Source organism: Bacillus cereus group sp. Bce041 (assembly GCF_052646455.1).
In genome coordinates this window covers 272,475-293,880 of record NZ_JBQXON010000003.1, presented here as the reverse complement: position 1 = coordinate 293,880, position 21,406 = coordinate 272,475, and the positions used below count along the sequence as shown (strand labels likewise).

The following is a 21,406-nucleotide window of genomic DNA, read 5'->3' as shown; positions in this document are numbered from 1 at the left end:
CGTGAACAAATGTAGTAAACAATTTTCTCGTAGTGTTAACTTTTGTTATTATAAACATAACCTATTTAAATTTAGGATAGAGAAAAGAGGTTTATAAATGAAGCGTTATCAAAAAATAATTGGTCTTATGGTTGTATTTTGTCTCTTTGTACTTGCTGGATGTAGTGAATCAGGTTCAAAGCTTCGTAAACCATTAAATTGGGATTTAGAAACCTTCCAATTTACAAATCAAGATGGAAAGCAATTTGGTACAAAAGATTTAAAAGGGAAAGTTTGGGTTGCAGATTTTATGTTCACAAATTGTCAGACAGTTTGTCCACCAATGACTGCAAATATGGCCAAGCTTCAAAAGATGGCAAAAGAAGAGAAATTAGACGTTCAGTTTGTTTCATTTAGTGTAGATCCAGACCTTGATAAGCCAGAAAATCTGAAAGCTTTTATTCAAAAGTTTACAGAGGATACTAGTAACTGGAATTTATTAACGGGGTATTCGTTAGAAGATATTACAAAGTTTTCAAAAGATAATTTCCAATCACTTGTAGATAAGCCGGAGAACGGTCAGGTCATGCATGGTACATCATTTTATTTAATTGATCAAAACGGAAAAGTAATGAAAAAGTATAGTGGCATTAGTAATACGCCATACGAAGACATTATACGTGATATGAAGCGATTAGTGGGTTGAAAATAAGGGTGCATAGCACCCTTATTTTTTTGCATTAGTCTATCGATAAAATGTCATGTTGCTGGGGAAGTTTCGGCGCCCGAATTTCTAATACTCCGTTTTGATAAGAAGCTTTTGCCGCTTTTTTATTAATTGAATACGGCAATTTAATCAATCTTGATGTTTCTGAAATGGAACGTTCTCGGCGATAATAGTTATGGGATGTTTGTTCTTCTTCCTCTTCAAGTATCTCTTCTTTTACAGAGACTTTTAAGTATTCACTTTGTATTTCAATTTGGATTTGTTCTTTTTGTATACCTGGTAGTTCAGCTGTAACAACGAGTTCTTCACCAACTTCATATAAATCTACAGGGAATGTTAATAAACGGTTTCCTTTTTGGAAAAAATGATTTAAATCAGCGATTACATTGCGAAGAGGTGTTTGCTCGAAGAAATCATCAATTTGCTTTAAGTAATTACGAACCGGTGGGCGAGAAGAATCTTTTTTTTCTTCACTCATGGTATTCCCTCCTAGAAATCAATTTGCAATATCATATGACAAAAGCGGAGAAAGGTGAGTGCCTAGTTTTCATGTTTTCATAAAAAATTGTTAAAAATGTGAAATGGAGTGATTTTTTTATAGTTTTTGGTCGCCATATTCAGTTGATTATGCTAGTATAAATAGGGTTGATATAGTAGTATAGAGACAGAATGAAAACTGAAAGAGGGTAAGAAGTATGTGTGGTTTTGTAGGATGTTTATGTGAAAACCCTAGAGAGTTTTCAGAAACAGAAAAACATCAATTTGAAAATATGAACACGATGATTTTCCACCGTGGTCCAGATGACGAAGGATATTTTCGTGATGAACATGTACAATTTGGCTTCCGCCGTTTAAGCATCATTGACTTAGAGGCAGGACATCAGCCGCTAACTTATGAAAATGATCGATATGTAATTATTTTTAATGGTGAAATTTACAACTATGTAGAATTACGTGAAATGTTACTTGAAAAAGGTGCAACGTTTGCAACGCAATCTGATACAGAAGTTATCATTGCATTGTATGCACATATGAAAGAAAAATGTGTAGATTACCTTCGTGGTATGTTTGCATTTATGATTTGGGATCGTGAAGAAAAGAAACTTTTCGGTGCACGTGATCACTTCGGTATTAAACCTTTATACATCGCACAACAAGGTGATACTACATTCTTCGCATCTGAGAAGAAAAGTATTATGCATGTGATGGAAGATAAAGGCGTTAATCCAACGTCACTACAACATTACTTTACGTACCAATATGGTCCAGAGCCAGAAACTTTAACAATTGATGTTAATAAAATCGAGCCTGGTCATTATTTCGTAAAAGAAATCGGTAAAGAGATGGAAATCCATCGCTACTGGAAACCTTATTTCAACGCTTCAAGTGCAACGAAAGAGGAGCATATCCAAGCAATTCGTGATGTGTTATATGATTCAGTAAAAGTGCATATGCGTAGTGATGTACCAGTAGGTTCATTCTTATCTGGTGGTATCGATTCATCTATCATCGCTTCTATCGCAAGAGAAATGAATCCAAATCTTTTAACATTCTCTGTTGGTTTTGAGCAACGTGGTTTCAGTGAAGTTGATGTTGCGAAAGAAACTGCTGAGAAATTAGGCGTTAAAAACCATAACGTATTCATTTCAGCGAAAGAATTTATGGATGAGTTCCCAAAAATCATTTGGCATATGGATGATCCTTTAGCTGATCCAGCAGCTGTACCATTGTACTTCGTTGCGAAAGAAGCACGTAAACATGTAACAGTTGTTCTTTCTGGTGAAGGCGCAGACGAGCTATTTGGTGGTTATAACATTTACCGTGAGCCAAACTCACTAAAAATGTTCTCTTACATTCCTAGTCCAGGTAAGAGCGTTCTAAAAGCATTAAGTGGTGCTCTTAAAGAAGGATTTAAAGGTAAGAGCTTCCTAGAGCGTGGATGTACACCAATTGAAGAGCGTTACTATGGAAATGCTAAAATCTTCCGTGAAGAAGAAAAAGCTGAATTAATGAAGTATTACAATGAAAGTGTTAACTATATGGATATCACGAAACCATTGTATAACGAGATTAAAGATTATGATGATGTAAGTAAAATGCAGTACATTGACATGTTCACATGGTTACGCGGTGACATTTTATTAAAAGCTGATAAAATGACAATGGCAAACTCATTAGAACTTCGTGTACCGTTCTTAGATAAAGAAGTATTCGATGTTGCATCTAAAATTCCAACTGAATTTAAGATTGCTAACGGAACTACGAAAGCTATTTTACGTGAAGCAGCACGCGGAATCGTTCCAGATCACGTATTAGATCGTAAAAAACTTGGATTCCCAGTACCAATTCGTCACTGGTTAAAAGACGAAATGCATGATTGGGCTATAAATATTATAAACGAAAGTAAGACAGAGCATTTAATCGACAAACAGTATGTATTAAACTTACTGGAAGCACATTGTGCAGATAAAGGCGATTATAGCCGTAAAATTTGGACTGTACTTGCGTTTATGGTATGGCACCAAATTTATGTTGAGCATAAATACGATACGAATAAGTTCCATGAAGAAACAAAACGTGCGTATAGCTTAGTTTAATTAGAAAAACCTTAAGATCGCATACGGTCTTAAGGTTTTTTTCATAAATAGGAAGTATTATTGATACAATAATAGTAAAAGGATGGACAACATATGATTACGTTTGAGAAAGTTACTGTAGAAAATGAAAGCGTTGTTAAAGAAATGTTTAAATCGCATAGTTTAGGTGAGAAAAAGGTACAGTACTGTGTGAAAGTTGATGATACATATATTGGTGTAATAGATTATAGTGTACAAGAGGAACGGGCTGTTTTATCACAGCTAATTATTCATTTTGATTACCAAGGTTACGGTTATGGTACAAATACGTATTTTACATTTGAAGAAATGATGAAACAAAGAAATGTGAAAGAAATAAAAGTGCTACAAGAGAAATTAACAGAAAAGGCGAAGTCTTTCATAGAGAGTTTTGGTTTTACTTCAGAAGATGAAGAGTATGTAAAGAAAATATAACGATGATTATTTATGCGATACAATAAATATAAGGCAGGTGGATGTATGACGATGACTTCTGGTCTTGTATTAATTGGAGGGTGCTTTATAGTAGCAGAATTATGTCATATAATCATTCGGAAAAGAATGATTAAGAAAAAAAAGCCGTATGAATTACAATACGTCCCTGTCTTTTTCATTATGTTTTGTATGCTTAGTACATTACAAAATCTAATAAACTTTCCACCACTTGTAAATGTTTTTTTAAAGTTCGGTTTACTTTATAGTGGTGTTGGAATAGCACTTTTATTTATTTTATTTTGCATACGTTATGTTCACTATCAATCGTATATATTTATTTTAAATTGGTTAAAGCAAGATGATAGAAACCGCCTTACATAAGGCGGTTTTTTTATTTGCAATTGTAACAGAATTTGTACATTTCACATAAAATAGGACGAGTAGAAATGCAAACATATTACAAGAAAGGGGCGGGGCAATAAAATGAAACTTGTTATAGACGCAGGGCACGGTGGATATGATTCTGGTGCTGTTGGTAATGGTTTAGTAGAAAAAAACTTAACACTTCAAATTGCTAGACGCGTTCGAGACATTTTAACGGTAAATTACCCAATTACAATTAAAATGACACGTGATAGTGATGTGTTTATTTCTTTATCTGAACGTGCTAATATTGCTAATGCTTTCAGTGCGGATTATTTTATTTCATTTCATATTAATAGCGGCGGGGGTACAGGTTTTGAAAGTTATATTTATAATGCGTTATCCAATAGCAGCACTGCATATGCAAAGCAACAAAAAATGCATACAGCTGTCAATCCTGTATTAACAAAATATGGTCTTCGTGATCGAGGAGCAAAAAAAGAAAATTATGCGGTATTAAGAGAAACCGCAATGGATGCAATTTTAACTGAGACTGCTTTTATTGATACAGCTTTTGATGCAAATTTATTAAAAAATCCACAATTTATTGAAGATCTAAGTCAAGCGTATGCAAATGGAATAGCAGCTATTTTTGGAGTAACTCCAAATCCACAACCTCCTAACCCACAACCGACACCTCAAACGAAGGGAATCGCTTATGTTCTTGGGAAAAATGTAAATTTAAGAAATGGTCCATCAACTTCTTCCTCAGTTATTCGTCAATTAAATTCTCCAGAATCTTACGTTGTATATCAAGAAAGTAATGGATGGCTAGATTTGGGGAATGGACAATGGGTGTATAATGATCCTTCTTACATTAATTTTGTAAAGACAAGCAATAGTGATGGAAGCCCGATTGGGGTTGCATATATACAAGGGATGGATGTAAATTTAAGAAGTGGTCCATCAACTACATCTGCAGTTATCCGCCAATTAAATTCTCCAGAATCTTATTTAGTATATATAAATGAAAATGGTTGGTTAAACCTTGGGGGAAATCAGTGGGTATATAATGACTCAGCGTATATTAAGTATACTCAATATTAGGAATTGAAATGATAGTGCAATATGGATGCGTATCCTTGTTATGTATAACAAGGGTACGCATTTTAATAACAACATTTTTTTCATACTTATGCACTATGTTTTAAAAAGAAACATTAGAAAAGCGGATAGAATCTAAATAGTATATATTAAAAAAGTTTTCTGATATACATTGACAATGTATGTAAGATACATTAATCTTTAAATGTTAATGATAATCGATTTCATCTAGGGAGGACATATGATACATACTAAAAAACTAATTATGTTCTGCATTATGATACTCATGGTTGTAATTGCAGGATGTAGTAAAGAAGAGAAAAAAGAAAATAATATATCAGCGAAAGCAAAAGATTCATATACGGTAAAGCATGCAATGGGTGAAACGACAGTAAATGGTACACCTAAAAAAGTTGTTGTTTTAACAAATGAAGGCGCAGAGGCTCTCCTAGCTGTGGGCGTAACGCCAGTGGGGACTACGAAACCACGTGCTGGTGATGAATGGTATCCTCATTTAGCGAAAGAGTTAAAAAACACGGAAGTTGTAGGAACTGAACGTGATATTAATTTAGAGGCTGTAATGAAGCTTAAGCCAGATTTAATTATCGGAAATAAAATGCGTCATGAAAAAATATATGATCAGCTAAAAGAAATCGCACCAACTGTTTATGCAGAAACATTACGCGGTGATTGGAAAGAAAACTTTACACTTTATACAAAAGCTGTAAATAAAGAAAAAGAAGGGCAAAAAGCTCTTGATGATTATAAAAAACGCATTGAAGGAATGAAAGAGAAGTTAGGCGATAAATTGAATTCTAAAGTTTCTATTATTCGTTTCGTGCCAGGTGATGTTCGTATTTATCAAAAAAACTCATTCTCGGGCGTTGTTTTAAATGATATTGGATTTAAACGACCACCATTACAAGATAAAGATGATTTTGCGATAAAAGGAATTACAAAAGAGCAGATTCCAAATATGGACGGAGACTACTTATTCTATTTCACGTCTGATAAAGATGCAGATAAGAATAATGAAGGAAATTCGTTAGCGAAGGAATGGACAGAAGATCCACTCTTTAAGCAACTACAGGCTTCTAAAAATAATAAAGTATTCCAAGTGGATGAGGTAATCTGGAATACAGCAGGCGGTATTAAAGCTGCGAACCTTATGTTAGATGATATTGAAAAATATTTCCTTAAATAAATGATAAAATACATCACTTTTACGAAGTGATGTATTTTTAGTTTGTGAAAATACAGAAAATTCCTTCTTTCAGGGTGTCATAAGTTGTACAATAAAATCAATCATGTGATAAAGGAGTGGGGAAGAATGAAAGCTCCTCATAAAGATTGGATCTTGTTTAATGGGAGAATGATTAATACGAAAGAAGAACAGCCGATGGTAGCATTAGAAGAGAGAGGCTTCCAATTTGGTGATGGGATTTATGAAGTATTTAGACTATACGATGGCAAGCCTCATTTATTAGATTTACATTTGGAACGATTCTTTAACTCTATGGCAGAAATAAAACTAATTCCACCATTTACGAAGGAAGAATTAGTAGAAGAGTTATATCAAATGATTGAAAAAAATCAATTTCAAGAAGATGGGAATGTATATTTACAAATATCAAGAGGTGCACAACCGCGCAATCATGTATATGAATCAGATTTACAACCGACATATTTTGCAAATCTTGTTTCGTTCCCAAGACCAGTTGCTTCAATGGAGGCAGGGATTAAGGTGACAGTAGAAGAGGACATCAGGTGGAAGTTTTGCCATATAAAATCTTTAAATTTGCTTCCTAATATCATGATCAAAAACAAAATAAATGAACAAGGGTATCAAGAAGCAATATTAGTACGAGATGGTATTGTGACTGAAGGGTGTCATTCCAATTTCTTTATCGTGAAGAATAATAAGTTGATTACACATCCAGCGGATCATTTCATTTTACATGGTATTACACGTCACTATGTAATTACATTAGCGAAAGAGTTACATATCGATGTAGAGGAACGAGAGTTTTCATTACAAGAAGTATATGACGCTGAGGAGTGCTTCTTTACAGCGACGCCACTTGAAATATTCCCAGTCGTTCAAATTGGTGATGAACAGTTCGGGGCTGGTGAAAGAGGACCAATTACGAAAAAACTACAAGCTGCATACGAAGAGAGTATTCGTTTGTTTAAAGTGACAAATTAATCATGAAGAAAAAAGCTGGTATTCTTCCGGCTTTTTTTCATGATATAATTCAAGCATAGGACAAGTTTTGAAAACGCTGTAAAAAGGGGATTTAATATATGAATTATGAAGATTTTAAAGAAGTAATTCACGGAAGACGAAGTGTTAGAAAGTTTACAGATCAAGAAGTATCTACTAATGATATAAAAGAAATAATTGATTGTGCTCGTTACGCACCAAGTGATACGAATTCACAAACGTGGGAATTCTTAGTTATCATGAATCGAGAGAAGATTAAAGAAATTGAACAAATGACGTGGGATGCATTACATAAACTTGCGGCAAAAGCAGCAGAAAATGGAGAAGAGAAAGCAGGGAAATTACTTACACGTTCTTTCGGACCATATGCAACAGCTTTCTCGGAGGCACCAGTATTAATCGTATGTTTGGCAACACCATATGAATCAAAGTTCCGTGAAAAGATATTTGATCCAATTGCTTTTGTTCCAAATTCAGTTTGGGAGGAAGAAGGCATTAAGAGTAGCTGTTTAGCGGCACAAAACTTAATGTTAGCTGCACATGCAAAGGGACTTGGTACTTGTCCAATGACGGGGCCAGTATTGCTAGCTCAAGATGAACTGCGCCAATATTTACAAGTTGAGCCTGAAAAACAAATAAATATGGTTATTTCACTCGGATTTCCGAAAGATAAACCGAAGAAACTTCCAAGAAAAGAAGTAGATGAGATTACAACGTTTGTTTTTTAATTGCTGTATAGAAAAGACATTGAATTAACAATGTCTTTTTATTTTTGAGGGTATGTAATTCATATGTTGGGCTAAAATGATAGATAAGAGGAAATTACTATTTATTTCATAAAAAAAATTAATGTTCTATTAAGGAAAGTATGATACATTAATCGTGAGCAAGATTCTATTTGTTCATGAAAGTGTTGAAAGTAGTCTCAAAATTTAAAAGTTATTTTTGTATAATAAATTATAATGAAGTTACAGGGGGGATGAATTTTGAAAAAATTCATAATCACTGGATTGTCTGTATTGTTATTAGTTGGTTGCGGTGCTCCACAGGAAAAAGAGGACGCGCAATCAAAACAGGAAGAACAAGTTGTAAACGCAAGTGATGAGAATATGGTTGTATTTCCTGAAGGAGCAATGTCAATTGGAGAAGGGAAAGTAAAAGTTATTACTCCAGATGGTACTTCTGAAAACGGCAATATACCGACTGTATTCATCAAAAAGGATACGTTAATTCAGCAAGTTGAATTAGAACTTTCTAATTTTCAAAGTGATAAAGAAACATTCGTATTTGTAGATCAAATATATACAGATAAACATCAAGTAACTAGTACAACGCAGACAACAGTGCAGTTAAAAGAAAAAACGCTGGAAACAGGTAGTCATACAATTACTGCAGTTCAGTATGAAAACAATGACCCGAAAGGAAAGGTTATTAGTTTTAATCAAGCAACATTTGAGACAAAACCTGCGTCTTAATAAGAATAAAAAGTACATTACTCAAAAAGTAGTGTGCTTTTTTGTTTGGACTAAAGTGGGCAAGAGTGAATAACTTATTTCATTTTCTAATACGATTAAATAGGAAGTAATCACTTGTTACTACTATGACAGAGAAAGAGGTTGAATACGTGAATCGGTGTATTCGTATCATTTTGATTAGCCTAATGATGGCAGTAATTTGGTTTACGATACAAGAGTTTATGCAAATAACGCTCAATTATCAAATTCATGACTTGTTAATAGGAGCTATTTGTTTTACCATTGTTTATCTATTATATGATAAACTCGGACTAAGGTAAGTTTCAGAAGAAAAATGTAGGTATTTCATTTGAAATGTCGAATAGTACATACGATGTCGTAATAACAAATTTTCTATTGTTTACTGTGAAACAGAAGAAGGAGAGATAGTGGTTATGAAACGAGCTCTTATTAATATTGATTATACATATGATTTTGTAGCGGAAAAGGGTGCTTTAACTTGCGGGAAACCAGGACAGGAAATTGAGAAGGAAATTGTACATATAACGAAGCAATATATTGAAAATGGAGATTACGTTGTCTTTGCTATTGATAAACATGAAGAAAATGATGTATATCATCCAGAATCAAAGTTATTCCCACCTCATAATATAGCTGGTACAAGTGGAAGAGATTTGTTTGGTGAATTACAAGATGTGTACGAAACATATAAAAATGCAGAGAATGTATATTATATGGACAAAACGCGATACAGTGCGTTTGCTGGAACGGATTTAGAGATGAAGCTAAGAGAAAGAGGAATAGAAGAAGTTCATCTTGTAGGTGTTTGTACTGATATTTGTGTTCTTCATACAGCAGTAGATGCTTATAATAAAGGGTTTAAAATTGTTGTTTATGAAAAGGCGGTTGCATCTTTTAATGCACAAGGGCATGAATATGCACTTGGACATTTTAAGTCATGCTTACATGCAGAAGTGAAGTGAAAAAAGAGGCCTTTAAAAAAGGTCTCTTTTATTTGTCCATGTTCATTGAAAACAGCTACAGCAACTCCTGCTAGATTGAGTGGTCTTGATCCGACAACTTTTCTAAGTTCTTCAATATATCCCATTGTATGTAACCTCCGTAAGAAAAAATAAGAGCAAATAAACTATTCGTTATTATGTAAATATATTCCTCTTTATAAGGGGAGAGATGACATATAACTTATTTGTTTTATTTTGTAAAATATACATCAAAAAAGGTCAAACAAAAACTTTGACCTTTTTTGACCAAATGTTATAATAAAGGCAGAAAGAGATAATCTTTCATTCATAAATAATAAGGAGGAAAAAATATGCGTAATTTATTTCCAGAGATAACAAAACGTCAAAATGGCATTTTTGATTTTGGGCCTTCTTTATTAGAAGGGATGACAGATGCTTTCTTTAAGCCACTGAACATGGATACTTTTAAAGTAGATGTTCATGAGCAATCTGGTAAATATACTGTGAAAGCAGATTTACCAGGTTTTCAAAAAGAAAACATTCAAGTTGATTTTGAACAAGATATATTAACGATCCAAGCAACGAATCATAATGAAGTAGATGAAAAAAATGAGAATGGCACATATATTCGTAAAGAACGTTCTATAGGTTCTGTAACTCGACGCTTTAATTTTAAACAAGTTGAGGAAGAAAATGTTAAAGCAAATTATAAAGATGGCGTACTGACAATTGAATTGCCAAAATTGAAAGAAGAAAAAAGTAGTAAGACAACAATTAATATTGAATAAAAGAGCTGATAAATTCAGCTCTTTTTTTACGTAGTTAATGAATAAATGAGTTGAAATCGTAATGAGATGAATAAAGTTTTAACGTATAAAAAAATTTCACGATTCGCTCCCCCTTAGGTTATTAAAAAGGGTATATTTAAAGGGAAAGGAAAAAGAACACCTAGACATACTGTTTAAGGTGAATTAGTAATAGAGTCAAAATACATAGTAAGGATAGTGGCATTTTAGATTAGGATAATAGATTTTTCTGGAACAAACTTAGGCGATTATGAATTTTTTAATTAGTAAGGAAGTGGTTAAATGAGCTTATTAACGTATACTGAAGAATTTTTTAATTATGTAAGAGAGTTTTTACTTTTAAGATTTTTACTATTTGCTTTAGTTTTAATCATTATTTCTTTTGTAATAAACCGTATTATTGATTGGTTTTTTAGGAAATCAAGCTTTTTTGATGAAGAGGTAGAGCAGACGATTCAAAGTGTAATTCGATCTATTTTTAGATATATCATTATCATCAGTCTTATCATATATTTAATTAGCCAATTTGTAGATATAAAAAGTATTATTGCAGGTGCAGGGATAGCTGGAGTTGTCATCGGTTTTGCTGCACAACAGATGCTAAAAGATGTTATATTAGGCTTTGCAAGATTAGCGGACAAAGAGTTTCGGGTTGGTGATTTTGTAACTTTTAACGGAACAAATTCAGGAACTATTGAAGAGATTAGTATTCGTTTTATGCAAATTCGTGAATGGTCAGGAAAACTACTTACCATCCCGCACGGAGAGATTAGAACGATACAAAATTTTAATAAAGGATGGATGCGTGTAATTGAACGCATCACGGTAAGTTATCAGGAAGATCCAACAAGAGTGAAGGAATTGTTAGAAGAAGTATGTGTTATATGCAATGAAGAATTGAATCAAACTCTTTATAGAGTAGAGGATGAGGCTGTTGAACCATTTAAATACGTCGGTGTTACAGACTTAAATCCTAACTTGAAATATGTTGGCTATGAATTTTGTATTACAGGTTTAATAAAGCCAGAAGATTATTTTGAAACTTCTAGACAAGTAAGATTTGAATTAATGTCTATGTTCCATAAGAATCAAGTGCAAATGCCAGCAGCGAATATGGTTGTTACTACTGAAGGTTTACAGCATATCCATGGTGGACAATCTTTATCGGACAGCTAAAGTAGAATCGTTTGTTAACAAAAATTCTGCTTCCAACATTGGATAGAATAACAATAATAAAATGATTGATATAAAGAAAGGGCTGAAGGAATTCGGTTCTTTTTTTATTTATAGAATTTAGAAATTTTTTAATGTTATAATTGTAGTTGGTGATGAGAATGAACTTTGAAGAAAAAGAGATGCGTCGTTTAGAAGCATTAAAAGAAATTGCTGAATTATTAAATGAAGCAACAAACTTACAGGATATGTTAGAAAAAGTGTTGCATACATTGTTACAAGTAATGAATTTACAAACAGGGTGGATATTCTTTATTGATAAAAGTGGAAAGCACAGCATGCTTGTAGACGAAAATTTACCAGAGGCTCTTACGTGGCAAAAGAAGAAGCCGATGTGTGAAGGAAACTGTTGGTGTGTAGAACGTTTTGTGAATGGGAGATTGGAAAAAGCGACTAATATTATTGAATGTAAGCGAATAGAAGATGCAATTGAATGTAATTGGGGAGAGACAGAAGATGTTACACATCATGCGACAATTCCGCTTAGGTCTGGATCAGAAAAATTTGGTCTACTAAATGTGGCTGCACCTCATAAGACTCATTTTTCTGAGGAAGAGTTAGCATTATTAGAATCAATTGCATTTCAAATTGGAACGACAATACAACGTATTCAATTAGTTGAGAAAGAACGTAAATATGTAGTGGTAGCGGAAAGAAATCGACTTGCACGTGATTTACATGATTCAGTAAAACAATTGTTATTTTCTATTATGCTAACAGCGAAAGGTACTCTGAATATGACGCAAGATAGAGAATTGCAAGAGATGTTAAGTTATATTGGGGAATTATCACAAGAAGCATTACAAGAGATGACGCTATTAATTTGGCAATTAAGACCTGAAGGATTGGAGAAAGGATTAGCAGAAGCAATTCAAAATTACGGGAAGTTATTAGGAGTTCAAGTGGAAGTTCGAATTGATGGGATGGTTTCAATTGGGGATGAAATAGAAGAAGTTTTATGGCGTATTAGCCAAGAGGCGCTACATAATTGTAAAAAGCATGCTTCGTGTGAAAAGGTACATATTCTTTTGAAAATAGAAAATAACCAGTTACATTTTTACATAGAAGACAATGGAATAGGATTTATACAAGAACAAGTAAGGGAATCAGCACTTGGCCTGAAAAGTATGAAGGAACGTATTCAGTTAATGAAGGGATCGTTTCAAATTATAACAGAGCTGAAAAAGGGTACAAAAATAGAAATTCAATTGCCGATTTGAAGGGGAGAATAAGGTTGAAGATTAAACTGCTACTAGTTGAGGACCATCATATCGTTCGAAGAGGACTTGTATTCTTTTTGAAAACGAGAGAAGAATTTGAAATTATTGGGGAAGCGGAAAATGGCGAAGAGGCATTACATTTCATGCAAAAAGAAAGACCAGATGTCGTACTAATGGATGTATCGATGCCGAAAATGGATGGAATTGAGGCAACAAAACGTCTAAAGCAATATGATGAGACAATAAAGGTACTTATATTAAGTAGTTTTTCAGAGCAAGATTATGTTATACCAGCACTTGAAGCTGGAGCAGATGGTTATCAATTAAAAGAAGTACAACCTGAGCAACTTGTCGCTTCTATTATTGCAGTACATCAAGGAAATGCGAATTTTCACCCGAAAGTAACACCTGCATTAATGGGGCGTTCTGCAGTAAAGAAGGAAGTAGAAAATCCTTTTTCAATGTTAACGAAAAGAGAGCAAGAGGTACTTCGCGAAATTGCGAAAGGAAGAAGCAACAAGGAGATTGCAGCAGAACTTCATATTACAGAACAAACTGTGAAAACACACGTTTCAAACGTTTTAGCTAAATTGGAAGTGGATGATCGTACGCAAGCCGCATTATACGCAGTGAAACATGGAGAGAATTATTCATAAGCATGAATAATTCTGTTATATCGTATGACAGAATACATAGGAGCAATTAAAATTTATAGTAATCCCTAATATAGGTTTTTCTTCTTTCGATAATTAGGTACAATAAAGTGAAACTCTAATCAGTGGGGGACCATCCCCACTGATGATTAGTTTAACTAATCGGTTTTTACAGGATAAAGCTACGATGGAAGGGGAGGATATGCTATGCCTGGTACAAGAAGTGGGATTGGAAAGATTCAGGCTTCGTTAAATGGTTTATCACCGAAATTGCGAAGTATTGCCGAACATATTTTGAAACATCCACAAGATGTTGTACATAAATCTATTACAGAATTAGCTGAAGTTACGAATAGTTCCGAAGCTACGATATTCCGCTTATGTAAACACCTTGGTTTGCAAGGTTTTCAAGATTTAAAGATTACATTAGCTCGTGAAATTGTACATACACCGATGCAAAATATTCATGAAGAGGTATCAGCAGAAGATAGTATGGTAACTGTTGCTAAAAAAGTTTTTCATTCGCATATTACAGGACTGCAAGATACTTTACATTTGCTTAATGAAACGGCACTTGAGCAGGCTGTACGAGCCTTACAAGAAGCAAGTCGAATTGAGTTTTATGGAAATGGTGGCTCTGGTATTATTGCAATGGATGCGTATCATAAGTTTATGAGAACGGGTATTTCTTGTATCGCTCATACTGATTCGCATTTTCAAATTATGGGAGCAGGTTTACTCTCAGAAAATTCAGTTGTTATTGGTATTTCTCATTCTGGTAGCAATAAAGGATTACTTGAAGCTTTAGAAGTAGCGAAAGCAAGAGGAGCCAAAATTATTGCGATTACGAGCTATAAGAAATCAGCATTAAGTCAACTTGCTGATATAACGTTATATACATCAACACGTGAGACTGAATTCCGCACAGAAGCAAGTTCATCACGATTAGCACAGTTAAGCTTATTAGATACTTTGTATGTAGGGTTGTCGTTGCAGCGACAAGAGGAAACTCTAAAAAATTTACAAAGTATACGTGAAACGATTTCGATGAAGCGAATATAAAAAAAGCTCTTCAAATGAAGAGCTTTCAGACTGTAGACAAACTATTTTTGGAGAGTTCAAATGCTAAAAATAGTTTGTTTCTTATTTTAGGGATAATTTATCCAATGGAATTTATATGTAGTGCTTTCTATACTATAAGTTACTATAAGTGAGGAAGATGTCTTATGAAAATATCTGTTTATGTTGCAAGTGCATTTAGCAAGGAGCATAAAGGCGGAAATAAAGCAGGAGTGGTATTTATTGAGAATACAAATACATTGACCACTACTCAAAAAATCGAAATAGCCAAACAACTGGGTTATGCGGAAACCGCATTTATATCAGAATCTGAAATTGCTGATTATAAATTTGAGTATTTTACTCCAAAAGAAGAAGTTGATTTATGTGGTCATGCCACAATTGGCTCTTTCGCGATACTGATGCATTTAAATAAACTTTTCAGGAATCGCTATACGATTGAAACGAACAGCGGTGTTCTTACTATCACTATAAAAGATGACATCATATTCATGGAACAAAATAAACCGAGATTCTATGATGTTGTATCTCCAAACGAGTTCATCGACTGTTTTGATAGTAAAGATATAGACAATAAATACCCAATTCAAATTGTCTCCACTGGCTTAAAAGATATTTTAATTCCTATAAAAAGCGAAATACAATTACATGCACTGCAACCTAATTTTGAAAAAATTAAAGAAATCAGCAAGTATTATAATGTTGTCGGGATGCATTTATATACTTTTAATGACAATCGAATTATATGCAGAAATTTTGCTCCACTATACGACATTAATGAAGAAGCAGCGACTGGAACTTCAAACGGTGCATTAGCTTGCTATCTTTATGAACAGCACTATTTGCAAAAAGAAGTCTATGTATTTGAACAAGGTTATTCTTTACACTCGCCTTCCGAAATATTAGTTAAATTAGCAACCAATAGCAAGAATAAAATAGAAAAAGTTTATGTTGGTGGCAAAGGCTATTACTGTGAAACTAAGTGTTTAAATATAGAAAATATTGAGTGAAGAGCTTTTTTATCGATGAGAAGTTTGTTACTTTATTTTCTTTTAGAAATGTATGACTTACTTATAGTCAGTGATAAACTCTCATTTTTAAAAATTTAAAATAAAGACCGATTTATGTAATAATTCAAATATTGTTCATAATTTCACAAATTGTTTATGAAGTGTCATGTTATGATGAAGATGTAATGATGATTGAACACTTAAATTTGGTACAATAACTAGCCAAAGTAGTGAAGAAAGTAGTTGTGAGATAAACTCATTAAAATGCTAAAACACTAAAGGGGAGATCACATATGAAAGCAGTAGTGGTTAATAAAAACAGCAAAGCAAACATCGAAGTGATTGAAAAAGAATTACGTCCGTTACACTCAGGTGAAGCGTTAGTAGATGTAGAGTATTGTGGAGTTTGCCACACTGATTTACACGTTGCGAATCATGATTTTGGTAACACTGATGGCCGTATTCTTGGTCATGAGGGTGTAGGTATTGTTACGAAAATAGCTGATGATGTTACTTCACTAAAGATAGGTGACCGTGTAAGTATTGCATGGATGTTCCAATCTTGTGGACGTTGTGAATATTGCGTAACTGGTAGAGAAACATTTTGCCGTGAAGTTAAAAACGCTGGTTATTCAGTGGATGGTGGTATGGCTGAACAATGTATCGTTACAGCTGATTATGCGGTAAAAGTACCAGAAGGATTAGATCCTGCTCAAGCATCATCAATTACTTGTGCTGGTGTAACTACATATAAAGCTATTAAAGTATCAGATATTAAACCTAGTCAACCTATTGTAATCTATGGCTGCGGTGGATTAGGTAACTTAGCTATCCAATATGCTAAAAATGTATTTGGTGCAAAGGTAATCGCAGTAGACATTAATGACGATAAATTAGCCTTAGCGAAAGAAGTTGGTGCTGATATGACTATCAATCCAATTTCTCAAGGTCCTGCTGATAAAATTGTGCAAGAGAAGTTTGGTGGCGCTTATGCTGCGGTAGTAACAGCAGTCTCTAAAGTAGCCTTTAACTCAGCAGTTGATGCAGTACGTGCTTGCGGTAAAGTAGTTGCAGTAGGGCTACCAGTAGAAACAATGGACTTAAACATCCCACGACTTGTACTGGATGGAATTGAAGTAGTTGGTTCTCTAGTTGGTACTCGTAAAGATTTGGAAGAGGCGTTTATGTTTGGGGCAGAAGGAAAAGTAGTGCCGGTTGTTCAAACTTGTTCGCTAGATAAAGTACAAAATGTATTCGAAGAAATGGAACAAGGTAGAATTCAAGGGCGTATGGTAATTGATTTTAAAAAACATAATTGTGATTGCAAATAATTCACTTTAAATATAAAAAACATGAGTCTAGCAAAGGACATGTAAAAAAGTTAGACAGCATAAGAAGTTGATCCCTGTATTTAATAGGGATCATCTTCTTTATTTTTTACTAATATCGATGCCAATTAATACTTCATTAATGAGAAATGATTAAAGGTTTACTTTATTTGCAAACGAAAAGGAATCTTTATGTTTAACAAATTTTTTATGATCTGGAACGTTTTGAATTGCTACAATTTGCGAATCTCTTGCTTTCAGTGCATCTTGAATCCCGATGGTCATAAGCTTAATAAATAGAATCGTAATAAAGAATGAAGCGAGAGTATAAAAAATAATCCACCATGAAAGATTCATTTCATTACGATTTAATCCAATAAGACCTGCCCAATCATTAGATAGAGAAACAGGTTTGGGCACTCCGTCATAGAGTTCACGCATTTGTATGCCACCAATTACAATGTTAAGCAACGCTAAATGGATAACGAGTATGAGTGTTTGGACGATATGTTCCATAAATAATACAAATAAGCGGTCAAGTAATAAGACTCGTAAGTGTTTTTTTATAATATGAAAACGACTAGCCCCCAGTAATTGTGAACTTAAGATGTAATCTTGTTTCATAAATTCATCAACCTCTGAGGATATGTATAAAGAAAGTGTAGGCAGAGCGACGAAAATAAGTACGAGTACTTGATAAAACGTAAATGAAATATTTGGATCTACCCCATCAGCATTTGATGTGATTATAATATTAACGGGCGTGATGAGTATGAATGCGATAAATAGAGTTGGAATGTAATAAAAAACTTCTGAGCATGACTGGAAAAATCTCTTGAGTTTTGGAGCAAATAAACTTAAGAGGATTCCTATACATGTTCCGCATAAAATTCGAAAGAAGCTAATTGCCATGGTTAATAAAATAGTGAATTTTGCTCCTTCTACAATTTGTAAGAAAACAGACTCTCCAAAACGATCAGATCCAAAAGGTGGAATTAACGATGGCGGAAAGGGGGCCTTTCCAAGTAATTCGTTATTGTCATTGTAAAGTAACTGAGGAGGTTTTGGGATGTTATCTTTAAAGAACCAACTATAAATAAAACTAGCTGAAATAAGTATGAATAGATAAGTAAAGCCGATTAAAAAGCGTTTTGATTTCCAAATAGATTTCATAATGATACTCCTTTCAATTGCTTTTTCCATCTATTCATCATGAATGAGACTATTTGGAAAATAGCATAAAATGGTGAAATAATCATAACAAGTATGATAAATGCAGCTGGAGGTGAAACAAACGCCTTATTAAATAAAAATTGAATAATGCCTTCCATATTAAAAACAAATTCTAAAATGAATAAATTAGAAAGTAAGAAAACAAAAATCGTTTTTAAATGGTGGAAGAAGTGGATAGATATATTTTTGAATAAATGAATGCATAGTATATAACTTGATGAAAGGCCTTTTCCATATGCAACCTCTACGTAATGTTTTCCTTGCTCTTCTTTTATGTATAACACCATCATCCGAAACATTTGTAATGTAGGTAAGACAGCTAATGATAAAATAGGGAGTAAATAAGCTCGATTTTCATTAAAGGAAATAATAGTGACAGGAGATTCCCCAAATTTCTGAAGTACCCATATGAAAAATATTTGCAAACAGATCATCATCATCATATCAGGGACAGCTTCTAATATGAACACAATTCGGTTTATCCATTTTTTTATATAATCTTTTGCTAAAAAATAAAAAAATGCCATGCTAGATGATAAAAAGAGAGCAAGAAAAAAGGCTAAAAATAATATAGTAAATGAATATAGGTAAGGTTCTAAAACAGTTGGAAATAATGGTGTTTTTTTGAAATGGCCAAACTTCGGGTCTGATCCTATAATCACTAATGATTCAGGGGAAAAAACTTGTTTTAACATAGTAACGGTCTGATTAAAAAAATAAATTGGTTGAAAGGTAAATCCTTGTTGAGTGATAAATAAATAAGGTAAATTTAATAATAGTAAGAGTGATAAAAGAATTGATGAAAGCTTAATTGTGAATTGAGATATTTTATTTAACATTAAATCCCTCCGACATCTTTTTACAACATTATACAATAAATTTCGTGTTATTGTTTTTATTTTTCTGAAAAATAAAAATACTTTTCGGTTTTATAGTATGCAAGATATATTTACAAGATAAAAAAGTGATAGTATGGGGCCACGCTCTATGTTTATCAAGATAAAAGACTAGTGAACCTAAAACAATAAATATGAGTAAAATGCACAGAATTCTCATTCTGCGGTTAGTTACTTTTCTTGGCTTGATGGTGATGTTACGTGACCGCTAAAAATGAATATTGCTTTTCAACTTTTTCTTCAAGCAAATAAGTAGAACGTATGGAGGATTATGTATGTGTTGTTAATGAGAGGAAAGAGTGTATTGCGTAACGAATATAACGTAATTTTACCGCATGGAAAAGCTAAATTTAGTATATAAGTGAAATGGAATGAGGGGATTTATTTTTGGTATGAAAAAAAATTTCTTTTTATAACTTGATAAATGAAAAAATATTTTATATACTAATTCATGTAAACGGTTTACTAAATCGTATTTTGCTAGTAATGAAGGGAAGATTCGCATGGAAACAAGGGGGAGAGTAATCGGGATTGATATCGGTACCACAAGTACAAAAACGGTTGTGTTCACAGAAAAAGGAAAAGTCATTGCATCACATGCAATCGATTACCCAATTATTCAACCGAATGTAGGATGGGCTGAGCAAGATCCTGATGTAATATGTGCCGCTGTATACAAAAGTGTAAGCGTTGCCATTGAAAAAGGTAATGTATTACCAGAAGATATTTCTTCAATCGGTATTAGTACAGCTATGCACGCATTAATTGCAGTAGATGAAAATGGTGCGCCATTAACGCGTTCTATCATTTGGGCAGATAATCGAAGTACGAAGCAATCAGAAAAATTATTACAACAAATGAATGGGCATGAAATTTATAGACGTACAGGTACACCGATTCATCCGATGTCACCACTTTCTAAATTGTTATGGATGAAAGAAGAGGAACCAGAGTTATATACAAGTGCCTATAAATTCATTTCCATTAAAGAGTATGTGATTTACCAATTATTTTCACGCTACGTAGTTGATTATTCGATTGCTTCTGCTACAGGGTTATTTAATTTAGAAACATTAAACTGGGATGAAGATGTTTTAACTATGTTACATATGTCATCAGAAAAATTATCAACCCCTGTACCAACTACATATATTTTATCAGGTATGAAGCCAGAGTTAGCACAGAAGATGGGGATAAGTGCAGAAACACCAATTGTCATCGGAGCAAGTGATGGGGTTCTTGCAAATGTAGGAGTTGGTGCGATATCACCGGGTGCGGCTGCAATTACGATTGGAACGAGTGGTGCGGTTCGAACAATCTCATCAAATATAAATACAGATGAGAAAGGGAGAACGTTTTGTTACGCATTAACAGATGAGCACTGGGTAATCGGTGGTCCAACGAATAACGGCGGAATATTACTGAGATGGTTACGTGATGAATTTGGTAGTCCAGAGCAAGAAGTAGCAAGAAAGCTCGGCATTGATCCTTATGATTTATTAATTAAATATGCAGAAAGCGTACCAGCTGGAGCGGATGGGCTATTGTTCTTACCTTTCTTATCTGGAGAACGCGCACCTTACTGGAATGCAAATGCTCGTGGTACATTCTTTGGAATCAATCTTCAACATAAGCGAGAACATTTTATACGTGCAGTGATGGAAGGTGTTTGTATGAGTGTATATTCAGTAGCACTCGCAATCAGGGATTGTACAGGGCCACTTACTGAAATACGAGTTTCAGGAGGGTTTGCAAAATCTGCATTTTGGAGACAAATGTTGTCCGATATGATGGGAAAAGAATTGCTTGTACCTGAAAGTCATGAAGCATCTGCGCTTGGGGCAGCGGCAGTTGCTTTATATGCTGTAGGAAAAATTGATTCTCTTGAAGAGGTAAAGGATTGGATTGATATTGTCCATCACCATGTACCGAATAAAGAAAATACGGCTATATATTTAGAAATGTTTTATATGTATGAACGACTTTACAATCGCTTGAAAGAAGAATTTGATTGTATAGCTGCTTTCCAACGTAAACAATAG

Annotated in this window: 22 protein-coding genes and 1 pseudogene; 19 read left to right on the top strand and 4 right to left on the bottom strand. The window is 33.7% G+C overall.

The window, feature by feature from the left end:
- Window positions 1-97 precede the first annotated feature (97 nt).
- Window positions 98-685, top strand: coding sequence for an SCO family protein (locus ACUN13_RS13035; protein WP_000833335.1), 588 nt, complete (start codon window positions 98-100; stop codon window positions 683-685).
- Window positions 686-719: 34 nt separating this feature from the next.
- On the opposite strand, the gene ACUN13_RS13030 is transcribed toward ACUN13_RS13035, so the two are convergent.
- The gene (locus tag ACUN13_RS13030) at window positions 720-1,184 is read right to left on the bottom strand and encodes an Hsp20/alpha crystallin family protein (protein ID WP_409532304.1); all 465 of its coding nucleotides are present in this window, start codon (window positions 1,182-1,184) and stop codon (window positions 720-722) included.
- A 217-nt stretch (window positions 1,185-1,401) separates the two neighbouring features.
- Between ACUN13_RS13030 and asnB the strand changes: the two genes are divergently transcribed.
- The 10 genes from asnB (at window position 1,402) to ACUN13_RS12980 (ending at window position 9,905) form a co-directional block, all read left to right on the top strand.
- The gene (asnB, locus tag ACUN13_RS13025; RefSeq protein WP_000333816.1) at window positions 1,402-3,303 is read left to right on the top strand and encodes an asparagine synthase (glutamine-hydrolyzing); all 1,902 of its coding nucleotides are present in this window, start codon (window positions 1,402-1,404) and stop codon (window positions 3,301-3,303) included.
- Window positions 3,304-3,396: 93 nt separating this feature from the next.
- Window positions 3,397-3,756: a GNAT family N-acetyltransferase gene (locus ACUN13_RS13020; RefSeq protein ID WP_000627523.1), complete on the top strand. Its 360-nt coding sequence runs from the start codon at window positions 3,397-3,399 to the stop codon at window positions 3,754-3,756.
- A 51-nt stretch (window positions 3,757-3,807) separates the two neighbouring features.
- Window positions 3,808-4,137: a hypothetical protein gene (locus tag ACUN13_RS13015; RefSeq protein WP_000200455.1), complete on the top strand. Its 330-nt coding sequence runs from the start codon at window positions 3,808-3,810 to the stop codon at window positions 4,135-4,137.
- Window positions 4,138-4,239: 102 nt separating this feature from the next.
- Window positions 4,240-5,226, top strand: a complete 987-nt coding sequence (locus ACUN13_RS13010) for an N-acetylmuramoyl-L-alanine amidase (RefSeq protein WP_409532305.1) — start codon at window positions 4,240-4,242, stop codon at window positions 5,224-5,226.
- 238 nt (window positions 5,227-5,464) lie between these two features.
- Window positions 5,465-6,427: an ABC transporter substrate-binding protein gene (locus ACUN13_RS13005; RefSeq protein ID WP_000581989.1), complete on the top strand. Its 963-nt coding sequence runs from the start codon at window positions 5,465-5,467 to the stop codon at window positions 6,425-6,427.
- Window positions 6,428-6,553: 126 nt separating this feature from the next.
- A complete protein-coding gene (gene dat / locus ACUN13_RS13000) occupies window positions 6,554-7,429 on the top strand; it encodes a D-amino-acid transaminase (protein ID WP_445423814.1) in 876 nt (291 codons plus the stop codon).
- A gap of 98 nt (window positions 7,430-7,527) precedes the next feature.
- Complete coding sequence (locus ACUN13_RS12995; RefSeq protein WP_001105288.1) at window positions 7,528-8,175, top strand: nitroreductase family protein; 648 nt, start codon at window positions 7,528-7,530, stop codon at window positions 8,173-8,175.
- 258 nt (window positions 8,176-8,433) lie between these two features.
- Window positions 8,434-8,922 carry a hypothetical protein gene (locus ACUN13_RS12990; RefSeq protein WP_409532307.1) on the top strand — a complete coding sequence of 163 codons (489 nt, stop codon included), beginning with the start codon at window positions 8,434-8,436 and terminating at the stop codon, window positions 8,920-8,922.
- Between the two features lie 125 nt (window positions 8,923-9,047).
- A complete protein-coding gene (locus ACUN13_RS12985; RefSeq protein WP_017674122.1) occupies window positions 9,048-9,242 on the top strand; it encodes a hypothetical protein in 195 nt (64 codons plus the stop codon).
- Between the two features lie 114 nt (window positions 9,243-9,356).
- Window positions 9,357-9,905: a cysteine hydrolase family protein gene (locus ACUN13_RS12980; protein WP_000816763.1), complete on the top strand. Its 549-nt coding sequence runs from the start codon at window positions 9,357-9,359 to the stop codon at window positions 9,903-9,905.
- A 29-nt stretch (window positions 9,906-9,934) separates the two neighbouring features.
- Here the strand turns inward: ACUN13_RS12980 and ACUN13_RS12975 are convergent.
- Window positions 9,935-10,030 (bottom strand): annotated as a pseudogene (locus tag ACUN13_RS12975) (DNA mismatch repair protein MutT); the annotation flags it as partial.
- 225 nt (window positions 10,031-10,255) lie between these two features.
- Here ACUN13_RS12975 and ACUN13_RS12970 point away from each other — a divergent pair.
- From ACUN13_RS12970 to adhP, 7 genes are all read left to right on the top strand, one after another.
- A complete protein-coding gene (locus ACUN13_RS12970) occupies window positions 10,256-10,693 on the top strand; it encodes an Hsp20/alpha crystallin family protein (protein ID WP_001245055.1) in 438 nt (145 codons plus the stop codon).
- A 300-nt stretch (window positions 10,694-10,993) separates the two neighbouring features.
- Window positions 10,994-11,887, top strand: coding sequence for a mechanosensitive ion channel family protein (locus ACUN13_RS12965; RefSeq protein ID WP_000055427.1), 894 nt, complete (start codon window positions 10,994-10,996; stop codon window positions 11,885-11,887).
- A gap of 179 nt (window positions 11,888-12,066) precedes the next feature.
- A complete protein-coding gene (gene casK, locus ACUN13_RS12960; RefSeq protein ID WP_198287529.1) occupies window positions 12,067-13,164 on the top strand; it encodes a two-component system sensor histidine kinase CasK in 1,098 nt (365 codons plus the stop codon).
- A gap of 14 nt (window positions 13,165-13,178) precedes the next feature.
- The gene (casR, locus tag ACUN13_RS12955; RefSeq protein WP_000694623.1) at window positions 13,179-13,820 is read left to right on the top strand and encodes a two-component system response regulator CasR; all 642 of its coding nucleotides are present in this window, start codon (window positions 13,179-13,181) and stop codon (window positions 13,818-13,820) included.
- 204 nt (window positions 13,821-14,024) lie between these two features.
- Window positions 14,025-14,879 (top strand): MurR/RpiR family transcriptional regulator, encoded by an 855-nt coding sequence (locus ACUN13_RS12950; RefSeq protein WP_001119642.1) that lies wholly within the window; start codon window positions 14,025-14,027, stop codon window positions 14,877-14,879.
- 164 nt (window positions 14,880-15,043) lie between these two features.
- Window positions 15,044-15,907, top strand: a complete 864-nt coding sequence (locus ACUN13_RS12945; RefSeq protein ID WP_000704345.1) for a PhzF family phenazine biosynthesis protein — start codon at window positions 15,044-15,046, stop codon at window positions 15,905-15,907.
- 293 nt (window positions 15,908-16,200) lie between these two features.
- Complete coding sequence (gene adhP / locus ACUN13_RS12940; protein ID WP_000649120.1) at window positions 16,201-17,238, top strand: alcohol dehydrogenase AdhP; 1,038 nt, start codon at window positions 16,201-16,203, stop codon at window positions 17,236-17,238.
- 150 nt (window positions 17,239-17,388) lie between these two features.
- Here the strand turns inward: adhP and ACUN13_RS12935 are convergent, their stop codons facing one another.
- Both ACUN13_RS12935 and ACUN13_RS12930 read right to left on the bottom strand, forming a co-directional pair.
- Window positions 17,389-18,408 (bottom strand): ABC transporter permease, encoded by a 1,020-nt coding sequence (locus ACUN13_RS12935; RefSeq protein ID WP_409531847.1) that lies wholly within the window; start codon window positions 18,406-18,408, stop codon window positions 17,389-17,391.
- Entirely contained in the window at window positions 18,405-19,307 is a 903-nt protein-coding gene (locus ACUN13_RS12930) for an ABC transporter permease subunit (protein ID WP_445423813.1), read from the bottom strand. The genes ACUN13_RS12935 and ACUN13_RS12930 overlap by 4 nt, the downstream gene beginning before the upstream one ends.
- Window positions 19,308-19,867: 560 nt before the next feature.
- Between ACUN13_RS12930 and gntK the strand changes: the two genes are divergently transcribed.
- The gene (gene gntK / locus ACUN13_RS12925) at window positions 19,868-21,406 is read left to right on the top strand and encodes a gluconokinase (protein WP_000450003.1); all 1,539 of its coding nucleotides are present in this window, start codon (window positions 19,868-19,870) and stop codon (window positions 21,404-21,406) included.